The sequence below is a fragment of the Bradyrhizobium pachyrhizi genome (assembly GCF_029714545.1).
Lineage (GTDB): Bacteria > Pseudomonadota > Alphaproteobacteria > Rhizobiales > Xanthobacteraceae > Bradyrhizobium > Bradyrhizobium pachyrhizi.
Window position 1 is genome coordinate 3,114,229 of sequence record NZ_CP121667.1, and the last position, 19,558, is coordinate 3,133,786.

General features: G+C 65.4%; 15 protein-coding genes. 8 read left to right on the top strand and 7 right to left on the bottom strand.

Annotation, left to right across the window (positions count from 1 at the left end):
* Window positions 1-11 precede the first annotated feature (11 nt).
* Both QA639_RS14360 and QA639_RS14365 read left to right on the top strand, forming a co-directional pair.
* Window positions 12-1,037 carry an ABC transporter substrate-binding protein gene (locus QA639_RS14360; RefSeq protein WP_244978728.1) on the top strand — a complete coding sequence of 342 codons (1,026 nt, stop codon included), beginning with the start codon at window positions 12-14 and terminating at the stop codon, window positions 1,035-1,037.
* A gap of 15 nt (window positions 1,038-1,052) precedes the next feature.
* Window positions 1,053-2,156 carry an ABC transporter ATP-binding protein gene (locus tag QA639_RS14365; protein ID WP_157347589.1) on the top strand — a complete coding sequence of 368 codons (1,104 nt, stop codon included), beginning with the start codon at window positions 1,053-1,055 and terminating at the stop codon, window positions 2,154-2,156.
* 62 nt (window positions 2,157-2,218) lie between these two features.
* On the opposite strand, the gene QA639_RS14370 is transcribed toward QA639_RS14365, so the two are convergent.
* Complete coding sequence (locus tag QA639_RS14370) at window positions 2,219-3,007, bottom strand: IclR family transcriptional regulator (protein WP_050385125.1); 789 nt, start codon at window positions 3,005-3,007, stop codon at window positions 2,219-2,221.
* Window positions 3,008-3,130: 123 nt separating this feature from the next.
* Between QA639_RS14370 and QA639_RS14375 the strand changes: the two genes are divergently transcribed.
* Together QA639_RS14375 and QA639_RS14380 are read left to right on the top strand one after the other, a co-directional pair.
* On the top strand, window positions 3,131-4,951 hold the full coding sequence (locus QA639_RS14375) for a flavin-containing monooxygenase (protein WP_157347591.1): 1,821 nt from the start codon (window positions 3,131-3,133) through the stop codon (window positions 4,949-4,951).
* 49 nt (window positions 4,952-5,000) lie between these two features.
* A complete protein-coding gene (locus QA639_RS14380) occupies window positions 5,001-6,944 on the top strand; it encodes an alkyl/aryl-sulfatase (RefSeq protein WP_157347593.1) in 1,944 nt (647 codons plus the stop codon).
* 226 nt (window positions 6,945-7,170) lie between these two features.
* Here QA639_RS14380 and QA639_RS14385 read toward each other — a convergent pair whose 3' ends face one another.
* The 6 genes from QA639_RS14385 to QA639_RS14410 form a co-directional block, all read right to left on the bottom strand.
* Window positions 7,171-7,875, bottom strand: a complete 705-nt coding sequence (locus tag QA639_RS14385) for an ABC transporter ATP-binding protein (protein ID WP_028334346.1) — start codon at window positions 7,873-7,875, stop codon at window positions 7,171-7,173.
* Entirely contained in the window at window positions 7,868-8,617 is a 750-nt protein-coding gene (locus QA639_RS14390) for an ABC transporter ATP-binding protein (protein ID WP_283090104.1), read from the bottom strand. The genes QA639_RS14385 and QA639_RS14390 overlap by 8 nt, the downstream gene beginning before the upstream one ends.
* Before the next feature lie 10 nt (window positions 8,618-8,627).
* Complete coding sequence (locus QA639_RS14395; protein ID WP_050385121.1) at window positions 8,628-9,614, bottom strand: branched-chain amino acid ABC transporter permease; 987 nt, start codon at window positions 9,612-9,614, stop codon at window positions 8,628-8,630.
* Window positions 9,614-10,483 (bottom strand): branched-chain amino acid ABC transporter permease, encoded by an 870-nt coding sequence (locus QA639_RS14400; RefSeq protein ID WP_028334343.1) that lies wholly within the window; start codon window positions 10,481-10,483, stop codon window positions 9,614-9,616. The genes QA639_RS14395 and QA639_RS14400 overlap by 1 nt, the downstream gene beginning before the upstream one ends.
* Window positions 10,484-10,499: 16 nt before the next feature.
* Window positions 10,500-11,753 (bottom strand): ABC transporter substrate-binding protein, encoded by a 1,254-nt coding sequence (locus tag QA639_RS14405; protein WP_050385120.1) that lies wholly within the window; start codon window positions 11,751-11,753, stop codon window positions 10,500-10,502.
* 303 nt (window positions 11,754-12,056) lie between these two features.
* Window positions 12,057-13,124, bottom strand: a complete 1,068-nt coding sequence (locus tag QA639_RS14410) for a glycosyltransferase family 4 protein (RefSeq protein WP_028334341.1) — start codon at window positions 13,122-13,124, stop codon at window positions 12,057-12,059.
* A 313-nt stretch (window positions 13,125-13,437) separates the two neighbouring features.
* On the opposite strand from QA639_RS14410, the gene QA639_RS14415 reads away from it, so the two are divergent.
* From QA639_RS14415 to QA639_RS14430, 4 genes are all read left to right on the top strand, one after another.
* Window positions 13,438-15,201, top strand: a complete 1,764-nt coding sequence (locus tag QA639_RS14415; protein WP_157347600.1) for an ABC transporter ATP-binding protein — start codon at window positions 13,438-13,440, stop codon at window positions 15,199-15,201.
* Between the two features lie 83 nt (window positions 15,202-15,284).
* A complete protein-coding gene (locus tag QA639_RS14420; protein WP_157347602.1) occupies window positions 15,285-17,486 on the top strand; it encodes an amylo-alpha-1,6-glucosidase in 2,202 nt (733 codons plus the stop codon).
* A 49-nt stretch (window positions 17,487-17,535) separates the two neighbouring features.
* Window positions 17,536-18,114 (top strand): PRC-barrel domain-containing protein, encoded by a 579-nt coding sequence (locus QA639_RS14425; protein WP_428841161.1) that lies wholly within the window; start codon window positions 17,536-17,538, stop codon window positions 18,112-18,114.
* 88 nt (window positions 18,115-18,202) lie between these two features.
* Window positions 18,203-19,441 carry an MFS transporter gene (locus tag QA639_RS14430; RefSeq protein WP_028334337.1) on the top strand — a complete coding sequence of 413 codons (1,239 nt, stop codon included), beginning with the start codon at window positions 18,203-18,205 and terminating at the stop codon, window positions 19,439-19,441.
* Window positions 19,442-19,558: the final 117 nt, after the last annotated feature.

Consider the following 19,558-nt stretch of genomic DNA (forward strand, 5'->3'; position numbering starts at 1 on the left):
GGAGGATTGCGATGGATAGACGAACTTTCACTACGCTGGCCTTGGCAAGCGTGGCGACGCTTGCATTGGCGCCTGCAGCACAGGCGCAGGAGTTCGGCTCGGCGGAGTTGATCGCTGCGGCCAAGTCCGAAGGCAAGCTCGTTTACTACACCGCGAACTTCGCCGAGATCGAGCAGCAGGTCATCAAGGCCTTCAACAAGCGCTTCCCCGAGATCAAGGTCGAGATGGTTCGCGCGCCCGGCGGCCAGCTGATCACCCGCGTCAAGACGGAGGCCGCGGCCGGCAAGCTGATCGCCGACGTCGTCGACCATTCCGACCGCGCGCTGATGCAGCCGCTGGAAGACCTGTTCCAGGATTACGCGCCGCCGAACGCGGCCGATTACGATCCGCACGCGCTGATCTCGCCGAAATACTGGCCGCGCGCGACGATCGCCTGGTCGATCGCCTACAACACCGAGCTGGTGAAGGACCCGCCGAAATCCTGGATGGACCTGACCAAGCCGCAATATGACAAGCTGATCGGGCAGGTGTTCGCGCAGTCCGGCGGCACCACCTGGACGCGGATCATGTTCGAGCGCCAGGTGCTCGGCGAAGACTACTGGGCCAGGCAGGCTGCGACCCATCCGGTGCTGTATCCCTCCGGCGCGCCGACGGCCGATGCGCTGGTGCGCGGCGAGATCGCGATCGCGCCGCTGCTCTACAACGTGATCTACCAGAAGAAGAAGGACGGCGCGCCGATCGAGATCTTCTTTCCGCCTGAAGGTGCTCCGGTCAATCCCTACGCGACCGGCATTCCGAAGACGGCCGCTCATCCCAATGCTGCAAAGCTGTTCCTGAACTGGTGTTTGTCGAAGGAAGGGCAGACCTTCATGATCAAGGAGCTCGGCAATCTCACGTCGTTAAAGACGCCGCCGGCATATCCGGAGGGGTTCGATCCAAAGGTGGTCAAGCTCTGGTATCCGAAGTTCGACGAGTATGTGAAGCTGCATGCGGCGTGGGTCGCGGACTGGGACAAGACGTTTGGCTACCGGCAATAGGCTGATGGTGCAGCGATGACGGCGACGCTCGAAGTCACCGATCTCAGGAAGCAGTTCTCGATCGGCCGCCCGGCCATCGACGGCGTCAGCTTTGGCGTGCCGGCCGGCGAGATCGTGGTGCTGCTGGGGCCGTCCGGCTGCGGCAAGACCACGACGCTGCGCTGCGTCGCGGGGCTCGAGCATCCGACCGGCGGCGAGATCAGCATTTCCGGGCGGGTGGTCTCGTCGCCGGCAAGCGGCATCCTCGTGCCGCCGCGTTCGCGCGATCTCGGCATGGTGTTCCAGTCCTACGCGGTGTGGCCGCATATGACGGTGCGGCAGAACGTGATCTATCCGCTGAAGCACCGCAAGGTCCGGCGCACCGATGCCGCCCGCATGGTCGAGGAGGCGCTGGCGCTGGTCGGACTGTCCGACTATGCCGACCGGCCGGTGGTGGCGTTGTCGGGCGGCCAGATGCAGCGCGTCGCGCTGGCGCGCAGCATGGTGTACCGGCCGCAACTGTTGCTGCTCGACGAGCCGCTGTCGAACCTCGATGCCAAATTGCGCCTGCGGCTGCGCGACGATCTTCGCGTCATCCTCAAGCAGACCGGGATGACCGCGCTCTACGTCACCCATGACCAGGCCGAGGCGGTCGTGCTCGGCGACCGGATCGGGGTGATGCGCGACGGCAAGCTGTTGCAGATGGACACGCCCGACGTGATCTACAATCGTCCGGCCGATCTGTTCGTCGCCAATTTCACCGGAGCCACCAACGAGCTCGCGGGCACGCTCGTCACATGCAACGGCCGCTATGGCGTGGTCGATTTCGGTGACGGCCGGCAGGGGGAGGTCGCGCTGTGCCAGACGCTCAAGCCCGACGAGAAAGTGCGGATCGCGCTGCGGCCCGAGAACATCGCGATCGGCCGGCCCGACGGCGCCAACACGTTCTCGGCAAAGGTGCTCGACCGCAGATATCAGGGCACCCAGACCGCCTACGGCATCGAGCTGTTCGGCAAGCGGCTGGAAGCGATCGAGCTCGGCACCGCCGCACGCCATCAGGTCGGCGTCGAGGCGCAGGTCGCGCTGCCGCGCGAATGTCTGTGGGCCTATCGCGACAGCGGGCCGGCATCGCATGATTAGCGAGACCGCGGCCGTCGTCGGTTCGCAATGATGTGAGGCGACCCGTGCCGCCGGTTCGCCGCCTAACCTTCCTCCACCAGCGCGCGGATGCTGCGGGCGAGTCCGAGGATGCGCGGGCCGCATTCGCGCTCGATCTGCTCGGCGCTGAAGCGGAAGGAGGGAACGCCGCAATTGACCGACAGGCATTCTCCGGTCGGCGTGCGATAGAGCGGGGCGGCGACGCCGAATATCTCGCGCCGCCATTCGCCGAGCGAGACGGCAAAGCCGCGCTCGCGGCACAATTCGATGTCGGGCAAGGTGCGCTTCTGTACGTAGTCGAACTCGTCGGGGCGCTCGGCCTTGACGCGCGCGACATAGGCGCCGAGCTCGTCCTCGGTGAACAGCGACAGCAGTGCGCGCCCGACCGCGGTCGGCGCCAGCGTGCTGACAAAGCCGACGTCGGGCACGTGCGGCGCCGTATCCGTCGTGCGCAACGTCTCGACATAGATGAAGTCGATCCCGAACGGCATCGCGATCGACACCGTGCCGCCGGCATAGGTCGCGAAGTCGCGCATCAGCGGACGTGCCAGCTGACGCACCTTCAGCGCGGACAACACAGGATAGGCGGCGGCGAGCGCGCCCAGCCCGAGCACGAAGCGGCCCTTGCTGTCGCGCCTGAGATAGCCGAGTTGCTCGAGCGTGTAGGTCAGCCGCGACACCGTCGGCCGCGACAGGCCGGTATGCAACGCGAGTTCGGCGTTCGACAACGAGCCAGGATGACGGCGAAACGCCGCCAGCACGTCGAGGCCATGCGCCAGGGTGGTCGCAAAGGACGGGTCCGCCTGAGCCTCGGCATGGGAAGATGCTGTCATACGGAATATTGGTCTCAGACTGCCATATTTGTCAATATATCGGAATGAATTTGCAAATCGTGTCGATATCGGTTTATCTACCGGGAATAAGGACAAGGAACCGCTGGAGCGAGGCGCCTTCCGATGACGATGACCGAGCAAGCCCGAGACGCGAAGCCCGCCGCGATCGAGAAGGAGCGGCTGCGCCTGAAGTATCAGGAGGAGCGCAACAAGCGGCTGCGTCCCGACGGCAACGACCAGTATCTCCAGATCAAGGGCCAGCTCGCGCATTATCTCGATGATCCCTACACGCCGGTCACAGAGCGCGCGCCGAAGACCGATCACGTCACCTTCGCCTTCATCGGCGGCGGCTTTGCCGGGCTCGCCACCGCGGCGCGGCTGACCGAGGCCGGGATCAAGGACGTCCGCATTGTCGAGAAGGGCGGCGATTTCGGCGGCACCTGGTACTGGAACCGGTATCCCGGCGCGCAATGCGACACGGCGTCGATGGTTTACATGCCGCTGCTCGAAGAGACCGGCCACATGCCGTCCGAGAAATACGCGCATGCGCCCGAGATCCTCGCGCACTGCCAGCGGATCGGCCGGCAATTCAATCTCTACGACAACGCGCTGTTCCACACCGAGGTGACGAGCCTCGATTGGGACGCCGCGCGATCGCGCTGGATCATCCGCACCACGCGGGGCGACGCGTTCACCGCGCAATATGTCGGCATCGGCACCGGCCCGCTGCACGTGCCGAAGCTGCCCGGCATTCCCGGCATCGAGCGCTTCAAGGGCCACTCGTTCCACACCAGCCGCTGGGATTACGACTACACCGGCGGCGATCCCAAAGGCCCACCGATGGAGAAGCTGGCCGACAAGCGCGTCGGCATCATCGGCACCGGCGCGACCTCGGTGCAATGCATTCCGCACCTCGCGCGCGCCTGCAAGGAGCTCTACGTATACCAGCGCACGCCGTCCTCGGTCGATGTGCGCGGCAACGGGCCGATCGATCCCGACTGGTTTGCCGAGATCGCGACGCCGGGCTGGCAGCAGCGCTGGCTGGAGAATTTCACCGCCAACCAGGCCGGCGGATCGGCCGAGGAAGATCTGGTGCAGGACGGCTGGACCGACCTGTCGAAGCGGATTCGCGCCAAGATCATGCTGCTGCCGCGCGAACAGCGCAGCGTGGAGAACATGCGGGCCGCGTTTGAGGATTCCGACTTCGAGAAGATGGAGGAAATCCGCAACCGGGTCGACACCATCGTCCGCGACGTCGACACCGCCAGGAATCTCAAGGCCTGGTACGGCCAGCTCTGCAAGCGCCCTTGCTTCCACGACGCCTATCTGCAGGCGTTCAACACGGCGGGCACCCATCTGGTCGATACCGACGGCAAGGGCGTCGAGGAGATCACCGAGAACGGGATCGTCGTCGCCGGCAAGGAATACGCGCTCGACTGCATCATCTATGCGTCCGGCTTTGAGGTCGGTACCGAGTACAAGCGTCGCGCCGGCTTCGATCTGACCGGCCGCGGCGGCGTCAAGCTATCGGAGCATTGGGCCGAGGGCATGCGCACCAAGCACGGCATCCACGTGCACGGCTTCCCCAACGTATTCTTCGTGCAGCCGACGCAAGGTGCCAATCTGATCTCCAACGTACCGCACAATCTGACCGAAGCGGCGCGCACCATCGCGCTGATGGTCGGCCACGCGCAGGACAACGGCTTCAAGGAAATTGAAGTCAGCAGGGAAGCCGAGGATCGCTGGGTCGAGCTGCTGCTGACCGGCGTCGGCCGGATGATCGGCGGGCCGGATTGCACGCCCGGCTACTACAACAATGAGGGCCGTGAGCCCGGTCCCGCGGCCAAGCTCAATGTCGGCCATCCCTCGGGCGCGCTGGCCTACTTCAAATATATCGACGGCTGGCGCCGCAGCGGCCAGTTCGAGGGCGTGCAATTCCGCTGAGGGAAGCGCGATCGGAACCGAATTCCGCCAATCGAGGGAGTGCTTGAGTATGGCCCAGACAACCGCAAGCGAAACGTCGCACGAAGGTCCGAAGGCGGCATCGGCGCCGGTCATCGCGCAGCACGAGGCGACGCTGAAGGCGCTGCCGTTCGCCGACACCAGGGATTTCGACGACGCCGCGCGCGGCTTTCTCGGCACCATCGAGAACGCACGCGTCACCTCGGCCCAGGGCAGAGTGGTCTGGAGTCTCGAGCCTTACGGATTCCTGTCCGAGGAGAAAGCGCCCGCGACCGTTGATCCGAGCCTGTGGCGGCAGTCGCGGCTCAACATGCATCACGGCCTGTTCGAGGTGGTGCCGGGTGTCTACCAGGTGCGCGGCCTCGACATCGCCAACATGACGCTGATCGAGGGCGACAAGGGCGTCATCGTGGTCGACACGCTGACCTCGATCGAGGGCGCGCGCGCCGCGATGGAGCTGTACTTCCAGCATCGCGGCAAGCGGCCAGTCGCCGCCGTCATCTTCACGCACACCCACACCGACCACTGGGGCGGCGCCCGCGGCGTGCTCGACGACGCCATGCTGGCGGCGGGCGTGCCGATCGTCGCGCCGAACTTCTTCATGGAGCACGCGGTGTCCGAGAACATCATCGCGGGGCCGGCGATGTTGCGCCGTGCGCAATACCAGTTCGGGCCGTTCCTCGCCAAGGGCGTGCGCGGCCATGTCGACTGCGGCCTCGGCAAGACCATGGCGGCAGGCGGCGTGGCGCTGCTGCGGCCGACCGATTTGATCATCGCGACCGGCGACAAGCGCGTGATCGACGGCGTCGAGTTCGAATTCCAGATGGCGCCGAACAGCGAGGCGCCGGCGGAGATGCATTTCTTCATCCCGCGCTACAAGCTGCTGAACCTCGCTGAGAACTGCACGCACAATTTCCACAATCTGCTGCCGTTCCGCGGCGCCGATGTGCGCGATGCGCTGGCCTGGTCGAAATATCTCGGCGAGGCGCTGCAGATGTGGGGCGGCAAGGCGGAGGCGATGTGCGGCCAGCATCACTGGCCGGTGTGGGGGCAGGCGCGGATCGACACCATGATCCGCGAGCAGCGCGACCTCTACAAATACGCGCACGACCAGACCATCCGTCTGATGAACCATGGGCTCAACGCGGCCGAGATCGCCGAGACGATCCGCCTGCCGCAGAGCCTGGAGGGCGCCTGGCACGGCCGCGGCTATTACGGCCACATCAGACACAATGTGAAGGCGATCTACCAAAAATATCTCGGCTGGTACGACGCCAATCCGGCCAATCTCGATTCCTTGCCCCCGGTCGAGGCCGGCAGGAAGTATGTCGAGTATATGGGCGGCGCCGACGCGATCCTGAAACGCGCCGCGGCGGATTTTGCCAAGGGCGAGTTCCGCTTCGTGGCGCAGGCCGTCAGCCATCTCGTGTTCGCCGAGCCTGATAATCAGGCCGCGCGTTCGCTCCTCGCCGACACGTTCGAGCAGCTCGGCTATGCCGCGGAAAGCTCGACCTGGCGCAACGCCTATCTGTTCGGCGCGCAGGAATTGCGGCAGGGCATGCCGAAGACGCCGCCGCGCTCGCCGATGCCGCGCGAGACGCTGGCCGCGCTGCGCACCGAGCAGCTTTGGGACGTGCTCGGCATCCGCCTCAACGGCCCCAAGGCCGAGGGCAAGCGCATCGTGCTGAACTGGAGCTTCACCGATACCGGCGAGACCTTCGTGCTCAACCTCGAGAATTCAGCCCTGACCTACGTTAGGGGTGCGCAGGCGGCCGATGCGCAGGCAAGCTTCACGCTGGCGCGCAGCGTGCTGGACGAGGTCATCGCCAAGCTGACCACGTTCCCGGACGCCGTCGGCGCCGGCAAGATCATGGTAGCCGGTGAGCCGCTGCGGCTCGGCGAGTTGATGGCGCTGATGGACGAATTCCCGCGGATGTTCGAGATCGTCGAGCCGAAGCGGACGGCGGTGACGTAACGGACAAATACTCAGAACGACACCCGTCACCCTGAGGAGCGAGCTCTTGCGCGCGTCTCGAAGGGTCGACCGCCCGGCTGGTGGCCGCGCGTCCGTCGAGGCGCGCTCGCACCTCGGGATGAAGGGATGGCCAGGTGTGTTTGCGTCATTGCGAGGAAGCGGAACGACGAAGCGGATGGCTTCGCTTCGCTCGCAATGACGGGACGGGTCGCCCTCGGGCGCGGTCTCAAATCCCGAGATACGCCGCCTGTACCTGCTTGTTGTTGGCGAGCTCGGCGCTCGTGCCCTGCATGATCACCTTGCCGCTTTCCAGCACATAGGCGCGCTGCACCAGCGACAGCGCGCGGCTGACATTCTGCTCGACCAAGAGGATCGCGGTGCCCATCTTGTGGATCTCGCCGATCTTCTCGAAGGTGACGTCGGTCATCACGGGAGCTAAGCCGAGCGAGGGCTCGTCCAGCATCAGCAGGCGGGGCTTCAGCATCAGCCCGCGGCCGACCGCGACCATCTGCTGCTCGCCGCCGCTCATGGTGCCGGCGAGCTGTTTCCTGCGGTCGGCGAGCCGCGGGAAGACGCTGTAGACGAGCTCCATCGTGCGCGCGCGATCCGCCTTGGCCTTCGGCGTGTAGGCGCCGATCTCGAGATTCTCCTGTACCGTCATTTCCGGGAACACCTGGCGGCCTTCCGGGACATGCGCGATGCCGAGCTCGGGAATCCGGTAGGGCGGCAGCGTGGCGAGGTCGACGCCGTCGAACGTGACCTTGCCGCCGAACAGTTTGACGAGACCGGAGACGGCGCGCAGCGTCGTGCTCTTGCCGGCGCCGTTGGCGCCTAACAGGCCGACGGCTTCGCCTTCGCCAATGGAGATGCTGACATCGGTGATGGCAGGGACCGAGCCGTAGCTGGCGCTGACGCGGGAGAGCTCAAGCATGGGCGTCTCCCTGCGCCGGCGGATGCACATAGGAGCCAAGATAGGCGCGGATCACTTCCGGATTCTCCACGATCTCCTTCGGCGCGCCCTCGGCGATCTTCTGGCCGTGGTCGAGCACCACGATGTGGCGGGCCACCGCCATGATCGCGCGCATCACATGCTCGACGATCACGATTGTGAGGCCGCTGGCAGAGAGCTTCTTCACCAGCGCCACCGCCTGGTCGATCTCGGCCGGGTTGAGTCCGGCCATCACCTCGTCGAGCAGCAGGATCTTGGGCTGCGTTGCCAGCGCGCGGGCCATCTCCAGCCGGCGCTGGTCGATGGTGGTGAGGTCCTTGGCCGGGGTCTGCTCCTTGGCGGAGAGGCCGACGAACTCGATCGCCTCGAGCGCCTTGTTGCGCGCGGCCGCGATATGCCGGTCGCGCAGGAACGCGCCGGTCATCACATTGGCGAGCACGGTCATCGCGCCGAACGGCTTTGCCACCTGGAAGGTGCGGGCAAGGCCCAGCGCGCAGACATCGTGCGGCTTGAGCCCCACGACCTCGTGACCGAAGGCGAGCACCGAGCCGGAATCCGGCCGGTGAAATCCCGTGATCAAATGAAAGCTCGTGGTCTTGCCGGCGCCGTTCGGCCCGATCAGCGCGACCGTCTCGTTCTCCTGCACCGTGAAGCTGACGTCCTGCACGGCGCGCAGGCCGCCGAAGCGCTTGCTGAGACCCTTGATGACCAGTGCTTCTACCATCGCGACGACCTCAGGCGCGCGCCGGCTTGCGCCGGGCGGTGCGGTGATAGATGTCGGTCGCGAACCCGATCAGTCCGGTCGGCCGCCACAGGATGACAGCCATCAGGATCAGGCTGTAGACCGTGAGCTGGATGCCGCCGACCGAGCTGCCGAGCCAGCTCTGCAGCAGCGCAGAGGTGGTCTCCAGCAGCACGGTGCCGATCACCGGACCCCACAGCGTGCCGATGCCGCCGACGATCGACACCAGCGCCGCCTCGATCGAGACGTTGAAGCTGAACGCGGTCGCAGGATCGATGAAGTAGATGTATTGCGTGTAGAAGGTGCCGGCGAGCGCGGTCAGGAACGCGCTGATCATGTAGATGTCGCGCTTGACCTTCGGCGCGTTGACGCCGATCGCCTCGGCCGCGTCCTCATCCTCGCCGATCGCGACGAGATAGTAGCCGATCCAGGATTTCTCGATTCTGTGGGTGATCCACAGCCCGACCACGAGCAGGCCGAGCACGACGTAATAGTAAGACGACTTCTCCTCGAACTGCATCATCAGCGGCGCGCTGCCGAGGTTCGGGATCGTGGTGCCTTCGGCGCCCCAGGCGAAGTCGCGGAACTTGAGGAAGATCAGCATCAGCACCTGGGCGGTCGCGATGGTGGCGATGGTGAAATAGGGGCCGCGCAGGCGGAAGCAGAGCCAGCCGATCGGCAGGCTTGCGAGCATCGCGACCACGCCGCCCGCGATCATCCCGATCCAGGGCGAGATGCCGTAGTTCACCTGCATGATGGTCGAGGTGTAGGCGCCGAGCCCGAAATAGGCGGCGTGGCCGAGCGACAGCTGCTTGGCGTAACCGCCCATCAGGTTCCAGGCGACGCCGATGAAGGAGAACAGCAGGATGCGGATGAAGATGTCGATCGCGAATGATGAGGTGACGAGCTGGGGCATGGCGAGCATGACGACGGCCCCGATCGCGAGCCACAGCCATTTCATGTTGCTGGACGTCTGCATCACCGGCCCCTCCTGGCGCCGAGCCCGCTCGGCCTGAACGCGAGCGTCAGCAGCAGCAGCGCGAACACCACGATCAGGCCGGAATCGGCGCCGACGAACTGGATGCCGAGCGATTCCGCGACGCCCATCATCAGGCTTGCGATCAGCGCGCCCATCACGTTGCCGAGCGTGCCCATCACGACGGCGACGAACGCCATCAGCACGAACACCTGGCCGACGAATGGATAGGCTGAATAGAACGGCATCAGCAGCGAGCCGGCGGCGCCCGCGAGCGCCAGCGCGGTGCCGAACGCCACCGCGAACACGCGGTTCGGATTGATCCCCATCAGCATCGCGACGTCGCGGTTCTGCGATGCGGCGCGCATGGCGCGGCCGAGATCGGTGGTGTGCAGGAACACCCACAGCAGCCCGCTCAGCGCCATTGCGACCGCGAAGGCGATCAGTTTCGCTACCGGTATGTACAGCCCGCCGATGTGCCACGCCGCATCCGAATAAGACGTGTGGACGGTGCGGTAGTTGGCGCTGAACAACATCAGCGAGAGATTGAGCAGCAACAGCGACAGCGCGAAGGTCAGGAAGATCTGCGGCATGTCGTTCGGCCCCAGCACCCTGCGGATTAGGAAATGCTGGATCAGGACGCCGGCGAGGAACAGTACCGGCATCGAGACCACGAGCGAAACCAGCGGATCGATGCCGAACTGGGTGGCGAGGAAGAACGAGATATACATCCCGATCATCACGAACTCGCCCTGGGCGAAGTTGACGATCTTGACCACGCCGAAGATCAGCGTGACGCCGATGCTGACAAGCGCGTAGATGCCGCCGATGAGCAGGCCGTTGATCACGGCCTGGGCCAGTGTCTCCCACATGCGATGCGACCGCGGTTCAGGTCTTCATCAGCGGGGCGCGGGCGTCTTCCTTCGGGAAGACGCTGACGAGATCGGTGTTCTGCCACTGCACGCCGACCGGGCGGCCGTAGACGTTCTTGCCGTCCGGCCCGAACTTCACCTTGCCGCCCGGCGCCATCGCAGCAAAGCCCGAGGAGACATCCAGCGTCGAGAGCGCCTCGCGCACCTTCTTGGGGTCGGCGGAGGCGGCGCGCTCCAGCGCGTCGGCCAGCATGAAGGTCTGCGCGACCAGGCCGCCGGCATATTCGAACGCGAACTCGCCGGTGCGCTTCTTGAATTCGACATTCACCTTCTGCGCGTCGTCGCTGACGTCGTGGTTCCAGTGCGCGACGCCCTGCAGGCCCTCGGCGGCATTGCCGACATTCTTGTAGAAGTCCGGCATCACGAAGCCGCCGGAGCCGCCGTTGATCGCGATGTTGAGCCCGACCTGCTTCACGGTGCGCACGATCAGGATGAGGTCATTGAGATAGGACAGTGAGAACAGCGTGTTGGCGCCGGAGGCCTTGACCTTGTTGATCAGCGGGCTCGCGTCGGTGAAGCCGGCCGAGTAGGGCTCGAACATCACGATCTCGACGCCTTCGCCCGGCGCCAGCTCCTTCAGCCCGTTCGAGGTCGAGGTGCCGAACGCGGTGTTCTCGAAAATGACGGCGACCTTGGCCTGCTCGCTGACCAGCTTGGCCATCTGCAGCTGCGCCTTGGCAAACTGCGAGGCGCGCGCGAACGGCGTGAAGGTGTAGGTGCGCCCCTTGTTGAGCTGGTCGGAGCTCGATCCGGTGATGATCGGGACCTTCGCCCGTTCGCAGACTTCGCTCGCGATCAAGGTCAGCGCGCTGGCATAGCAGCCGTGGATCGCCGACAGCTTGTTGCCCGTGATCAGGCGGTCGGTCTCGGTGCGCGTCACCGTGGTGTCGCTCTGCACGTCCGAGACGATGAGGTTGAGCTTGGCGCCGCCGAGCGACTTGATGCCGCCGGCCTCGTTGACCATGTCGACCGCGAGCTTGGCCGCAGCCACGCAGCCGACGCCGATCTGCGCCATGCTGCCGGTGGTCGGATAGAGTGCGCCGATGTTGATCGGGTCGGCCGCCCAGCCGCGCAGCGGAACGGCGCCGAACGCGCCTGCCGCCAGCACGCCGCCGGTCTTGGCGAGGAATTTGCGGCGGTTCAGCTTCTTTGGTGAGGCTTTGGACGATGCGGCATTATTAATGGCCGACGGCTTGCGGTCCCCTGTCATGGCGTTCCCCCCTGCGCGATCACGGCACGGTTGTTCCGTCCGCTCGCTTATTATTTTTGCTCAAGCGCGGCGCATAAGAGCACGTAATTCGGCGTTCGCAAAGGCGATATCAGCCGAACTTATGGGGAATCCTTGTCATCGCTGGTGCGTCGCAGCAATCGCGCGACGCGCGCAAGCGGATTGTTTTGCTGCGTGAGAGTTGCCGCCGCACACGACGGTATTATTGACAATCGAACGACCCGACGGACCGGCACGGATGGTGCCGGCCGGCCCGCCGGATCATTCGATCGGCCGCTGCAACTGCTACTCCGCGCTGGCCACCAGCTTGAAGCGCGGCTCGGCTTCCATCAGGCTGCGGAAGGCGGCGAGATAGTCGAGCGCCATGCGCCGCGCGGTGAAGCGGGTCTCGAACTGCTTGCGGATCGCGTCGCGGTTGAGCGTTCCAAGGCGGCCGACGGAGGAGATCGCACTGATCTCGTCCTCGACGATGAAGCCGGTCAGGCCATCCTCGATGATCTCCGGCACCGAGCCGCGGTTATAGGCGATGACGGGCGTGCCGCAGGCCATCGCTTCGATCATCACGAGGCCGAACGGCTCCGGCCAGTCGATCGGAACCAGGAGCCCGATCGCGCCGCTGAGAAAATCCGGCTTCTCGCGGTCGCTGATCTCGCCGATGAACTCGACCAACGGGTTGCTGGTGATCAGCGGCTTGATCAACTCATCGTAATATTCCTGGTCGGCGCGATCGACCTTGGCCGCGATCTTCAGCGGAATGCCGCAGCGGGTTGCGATCTTGATCGCGCGATCGACGCCTTTCTCCGGCGCGATGCGCCCGAGCACCGCGAGGTAGGACGGCTTCGCCGGTTGCGGCGTCAGCAGATTCTCCGGCAGGCCGTGATGAATTGTGCGCACCCAATGCGCCTGCGGCACCGGCCGCCGCTGCGCGTTGGAGATCGAGATCACCGGAATCTTCGAGAAGGTGTTGAAGACCGGCTGATGCTCCGGCAGGTCGAGCCGTCCGTGCAATGTGGTGACGAACGGCGTCGGCTGCCGTGCGAACAGCGACCACGGATAATAGTCGAGATGGCAGTGCAGGAAGTCGAACTCCTCATCGTCGGCCTTCTGCCGCACGCGTTCCAGCATCACCATGTGGAGCGCATTGGGATCGCGGACCGAGCCGTCGAGCCGCAGTGCCTTCGGCCAGGTCGCATCGAGCTTCGCGGAGGTTTGAGAATCGCCACTGGCGAACAACGTCACGTCATGTCCAAGTGTTACAAGTTCTTCGGTCAGCCAGTGCACGACCCGTTCGGTGCCGCCGTAGAGCTTGGGGGGAACAGCCTCCGTCAGCGGGGCAACCTGCGCGATGCGCATCTCTCCGTCTCCTGTTTGTAATGTGGAATGAACTACCCTCAGCCCTCAGATGGCACCGACATGCCAAAGACGGGAACGTTCTCGCACGTGCGAGGTTCCTTAGATGTGGGAGATCTGTCGCTTCTTTCTTCCATCACACTGTGGTCTTGCTGATGCCATCACGCTCCAACAGGTTTTTGCCTATGCCAGCGTTGCAAAATTGTTGCGCAGTGATGGCTGCATCAAGGAATCCCACCGCCGCCCTTCACGTCATCGTGCGCGAGAGCTTCGACTAAAACTTTCTCGTTCACCTTCAACAGCTTTGCAGGACGTCATGGACCATCTGTCAGGATACGCGCATCGTCCGTTTCCCTTTGTGTTGCGCTATCTGCGCCGGCGTCTGCCGTCGCATGTTGTGATTTTGTCAGCCGTGGTTGCGGCGGTTGCCTGTTCGGTAGGCACGCAATACGGCGTGAAGAATCTGGTCGATGCGTTGTCGGCGGGGCCGTCGGCTGCGAACGGCGTATGGCTGGCATTCGCTCTGCTCATGTCATTGATCGCGGCCGACAACTTCCTGTGGCGGATCGCGAGCTGGACCGCGAGCTACACCTTTGTCAGCGTCACCGGCGATCTTCGCCGGGACATGTTCCGCCATCTCACCGGCCACGCGCCGAGCTATTTCACGGATCGGCTGCCGGGCATGCTGACCAGCCGGATCACGGCGACCTCGAATGCCGTGTTCACCGTCGAGAACATGTTCGTATGGAATGTGTTGCCGCCCTGCATCGCGACCTTTGCGGCGATCACCCTGGTTGGAACAGTCAGCGTGACAATGTCAGCAGTGCTGATACTGATCGCGGGAACCATGGTGGTGGCCATGTTCCGCATCGCCGCCGCCGGCCGGCCGCTGCATGACGATTTCGCCAACAGGGCGGCTGCCGTGGACGGCGAAATGGTCGACGTCATCAACAACCTGCCGCTGGTACGCGCGTTCTGCGGCCTCGGCTATGAGCACGAACGCTTCGATGCGACCGTCAATCGGGAACTCGTCGCGCGCGGCCGTTCCCTGCGCTACCTCGAGAAGCTTCGTCTCATTCACGCCGGCGTGACCGTGATTCTGACCATCGCAATGCTGGCCTGGGCGCTCAGTCTCTGGCAGCAGGGCGCGGCGACCACCGGCGACGTCGTGCTGGTCTGCACGCTCGGCATCTCGATCCTCAGCGCCACCCGTGATCTCGCGGTCGCGCTGGTCGACGTCACCCAGCATGTCGCGCGGCTGACCGAGGCGCTGGCGACGCTGCTGCAGCCGCACGAGCTGAAGGACCATCCGGAGGCCGAGGCGCTGGTGAAGAGCGGCGCCGCGATCGCCTTCAACAACGTCGCGTTCCGCTATCCCGGCGGCCTGCAGGTGTTCGAGCGCTTCAGCCTGCGCATCCAGCCCGGCCAGCGGGTCGGCTTGGTCGGCCACTCCGGCGGCGGCAAGTCAACACTGTTTACCCTTCTGCAGCGCTTCTACGACGTCGAGCAGGGCAACATCACGGTTGACGGCCAGGACATCTCGCGCGTCACCCAGCAGAGCCTGCGCGCGGCAATTTCGGTCGTGCCGCAGGATATCTCGCTGTTCCACCGTTCGATCCTGGAGAACATCCGCTACGGCCGCCCGGACGCGACCGACGACGAGGTGCTGCGGGCGGCGATCGCGGCGCGCTGCGACTTCATCGAGAGCTTGCCCGAGGGCATGAACACCATCGTCGGCGATCGCGGCGTCAAGGTCTCCGGCGGCCAGCGCCAGCGCATCGCGATCGCGCGCGCCTTCCTGAAGGATGCGCCGATCCTGCTGCTCGATGAGGCCACCGCGGCGCTCGATGCCGACTCCGAGGAGGCGATCCGCGAGGCGTTGTCGCGGCTGATGCGCGGGCGTACCGTGGTGGCGATCGCGCACCGCCTCGCGACGCTGCGCAGCTTCGACCGCGTGCTTGTGCTGCAGGGCGGCCGGATCGTCGAGGACGGTCCGCCCGACATCCTCGTGAAGGGAAGGGGCCCCTACCGCGATCTGGTCGCGCGTGAGATGGGCCGCCTTTCCACCAGCGCGGCCTGACCCCGCGTCGTCAAGTGCGTTTGTGCGTTCCGGTGCGTTCGTTCGAACCAGGATACGGGCCAAGCAAGTCGCCAGAGGTTCAGATGGCAGCTGACGTCGTTACGCAGATCATCACCGCTCGCATCACGGAGCACGTCGCCGAATCGCCGTTTTACATTCCGATGACCGGGCCCGCGGCGCGGCCGCGGCGCTCGCTCAAGCATGACGACACCTTCATCGTGCTTGACAGCCATGGCGACATCGGCGCCTCGGCCGGCGGGCCGGACGGCCTGTTCAACGCCGACACCCGCTACCTGGCGCGGCTGGAAATGGTGCTGGAGGACGTGCAGCCGCTCCTGCTCGGCTCCAACATGCGCGACGACAATTCGGCGCTGACGGTCGACCTCACCAATTCCGACGTCTATCGCGACGACCGTCTGACCCTGCCGAAGGACACGCTGCACATCGTGCGCTCGATCTTCCTGTGGCGCGGCACGGCCTATCAGCGCATCGGCCTGCAGAATCACGGCGATCATGCCGCGAGCTTCGATCTCACGCTGCTGTTCGACAACGACTTTGCCGATCTGTTCGAGGTGCGCGGCGAGCGCCGGCCGCGGCGTGGCATCGGCTCGAGCAAGCTGCTCGGCCCGACCGACGTCGTGCTGGAATATGTCGGGCTCGACGAGCAATCGCGGATCACGGCGCTGCATTTCGATCCGCGGCCGACACGGCTGTCGGTCAACGCGGCGACCTATCATTTCGATCTCGAGCCCGGACGGGTGACGTCGCTGTTCGTCGCGGTCTCCTGCAACAAGCCGATCATGCAGAAGCCGGTGCCGTTCTTCCGCGGCCTGCTGGCGCATCGCCGCGAGATGCGGACCTCGTCGGCCGGCGCAGCCAGCATCGAGACCTCGAACAACATCTTCAACGAGGTGCTGTGCCAGGCGATGGCCGACCTCAACATGCTGATGACCGAGACGCCGCAGGGCCGTTACCCCTATGCCGGCATTCCCTGGTATTCGACGACGTTCGGCCGCGACGGACTGATCACCGCGTTGCAGATGCTGTGGGTCGATCCGCGGATCGCCAAGGGCGTGCTGAAGCGGCTCGCGCTGTTCCAGGCCAAGACGGTCGATCCGCTGGCCGATGCCGCGCCGGGCAAGATCCTGCACGAGATGCGCGGCGGCGAGATGGCCGCGCTTCGTGAGGTGCCGTTCGCGCATTATTACGGCAGCGTCGATTCGACTCCGCTGTTCGTGCTGCTCGCCGGGCTCTATCTGGAGCGCACCGGCGATCTGGACACGCTGCGTGAGCTGTGGCCGGCGGTCGAGGCCGGCTTGCAATGGATCGACGGCCCGGGCGATCCCGACCGTGACGGCTTCGTCGAATATCAGCGCGCCACCGAGGAGGGGCTGCGCAATCAAGGCTGGAAGGATTCGTTCGACGCCATCTTCCACGCCGATGGAACGCTCGCCGAGGGCAACATCGCGCTGGCGGAAGTGCAGGGCTACGTGTTTGCCGGCAAGCAGCTTGCCGCGCGCGCCGCGCGCAAGCTCGGCTTTGCCGACAAGGCCGCGAAGCTGGAAGCCGAGGCCGAGCGGCTGCGCGAGCGGTTCGAGGAAGCATTCTGGTGCGAGGAACTCGGCACCTATGCGGTCGCGCTCGACGGCGCCAAGCAGCCGTGCAAGGTGCGCACGTCGAATGCCGGCCAGACATTGTTTTCCGGCATGGTGCGGGAAGACCGCGCGCGACGGGTCGCCGCCGACCTGATGAGCCAGAAGTTTTTCTCGGGCTGGGGCATCCGCACCGTCGCCGCGGGCGAAGTGCGCTACAACCCGATGTCCTATCACGACGGCTCGATCTGGCCGCATGACAATGCGCTGATCGCGCTCGGATTTGCCCGCTACGGCCTCAAGCATTCGGTCGCGCATCTGTTCAAGGGCCTGTTCGACGCCGCCAGCTATATGGAACTGCGGCGGCTGCCGGAGCTGTTCTGCGGCTTCCGCCGCGAGCGCCGGCGCGGCCCGGTGCTCTATCCCGTGGCCTGTGCACCGCAGGCCTGGGCGAGTGCGACGCCGTTCACGCTGCTGGAGGCGGCGCTTGGCCTCGAGTTCGACACCGCACGCGGCGAGATTCGCTTGCGCGATCCGCGGCTGCCGGAATTCCTCAACGACGTGGTGCTGCGCGACCTCAGGCTTGGCGCTTCCAGCGTCGATCTGAGGCTGCGCCGCCATGGCGACGAGGTGTCGCTCGAAGTGTTGCGCACGCGCGGCCAGATCCAGGTGTCGATCGTGCTGACGCATTGAGCGTCGTCGCGCGGCATGCGCGCGCTGAGGAAATCGCGGGGAGAGTAACATGCGTCCGAGGATTATGATGATGCTGGTCGCCGCGGCGCTGCTGGCATGCGCTGGTGTCCGTGCCGCCGACGACGAAGCACCGGCGCCTGCACCATCGCCGCTGGCTGCGCAAGCGCCGCCAGCAACTCCTGCGCCGCCGGCAGCCCAAGCGCCGCCAGCAGCTACTGCGGCGCCGAAGGAGCAAGCCAAGGAACCCTCAAAGGAATCGTCCAAGGAACCGTCGCCGCCGCCGTCGGTGACCGTGATCGGCGCGCGCGATGCGCACGGCATTCTCGGGCGCGACGTTCGTAGTTCCGCCAATGAGAACATGGGCCGTATCGTCGACGTCATTGTCGACCGCGACGGCAAGGTCCGCGCCGCAGTGATCGATTTCGGTGGCTTCCTCGGCGTCGGCAGCCGCAAGATCGTGGTCGATTGGAACGCGCTGCGTTTCGCCGGTGTTTCCAGCAAGAGCGACAGCATCACGCTTGACCTCAACAAGCAGCAGGTGAGCGCTGCGCCCGAGTACAAGGAAGATACGCCGCTGATCGTGCTGGGCGCAGCGGGAAGCCTGCATCCATGGGATTACGAACATTAGGGGGGTAAAGCTGGTCGCGCGTCCGAACTCTTCTTTAGAGACGGTTGGCGACGGTCGTGGCGAGCGATCAGCCGGCAGCACCAACGTTGTGTCAATTGTCCCCGATCAGCCCACACCGGAGGAACCGCGCGGGCCGTCGCGGGAAAGCCAGCGCGGCCTCGACTGGTTCATCTTCTTCCTGGCCGACGTGCAGACCGGCTTCGGCCCGTTCGTCGCGGTCTATCTGACGACGCAGAAATGGACCCAGGTCGAGATCGGCTTCGTGCTCTCGATCGGCGGCATCATCGGCCTCTTGGGCCAGATGCCCGGCGGAGCGATCGTCGATGCGGCGCGCTCGGAGCGGGTTGTTGCGGGCTGTGCGGTGGCTGCGATCGGCGCCAGCGCGCTGGCCTATGCGCTCTGGCCGATCTTTCCCGTGGTGACGCTCGCCGCGACGCTGCACGCGCTCGCGAGCTGCGTGCTCGGTCCGGCGATCGCCGCGATCAGCCTCGGCCTGGTCGGGCCGCTTGCGATCGGCGAGCGACTCGGCCGCAACGCGCGCTTCGCCTCGCTCGGCAGCGGCTCGGCCGCGGCACTGATGGGCGCCTGCGGCTATCTGCTGTCGAGCCGCTCGGTGTTCCTCGTGACCTTCATCCTGGCGATCCCGACGCTGTTGTCGCTGGCGCGCATCCGCGAGCGCGAGATCGACATCGCCCAGGCCCATGGCGAGGTGAAACGGGAAGTCCCCGACAAGCGCGCCACCAGCGTGTTCGCGCTGGTGCGGCAGCGGCCGCTCTTGATCTTCGCCGGCGCCATGATGCTGTTCCAGCTCGCCAATGCCGCGATGCTACCGCTGATGGCGGGCGTGGTTACGACTCGGTCGAGCCAATGGGCGCCGGTCCTGATCGCGGCCTGCATCATTGTGCCGCAGGCGATCGTCGCTTTGTCCTCGCCGTCGGTCGGCCGCATAGCCCAGATCCGGGGCCGGCGGCCGCTGCTCCTGATCGCATTCGTCGCGCTGGCGGTCCGCGGCCTTTTGTTTGCAACCGTGCGTGATCCCTATCTGCTGGTCATCGTGCAGATTTTCGACGGCATCACCGCGGCGATCTTCAGCGTAATGGTGCCGCTGATCGTGGCCGACATCGCCTTCGGCAGCGGCCATTTCAACCTGGCGCAGGGCATTGTCGGCACCGCGGTCGGCATTGGCGCGTCGCTCAGCACGGTGCTGGCCGGCTATGTCAGCGACAAGCTCGGCAGCAGCACGGCCTTCATGGGCCTCGCCGGCGTCGCCGCGTTCGGGCTGTTCGTGATCTGGCTGGTGATGCCGGAGACGCGGCGGACGGCATGATGGCAGGGCGCAACCGCGGCACCATTGGCCGCCGCCGACCAGACCCGGGATGCGGCTACGGGCGCGTTTTGCTGCGCGGCACCCTTCCTCCTGCATGTGCCGTCATATATGAGTGAA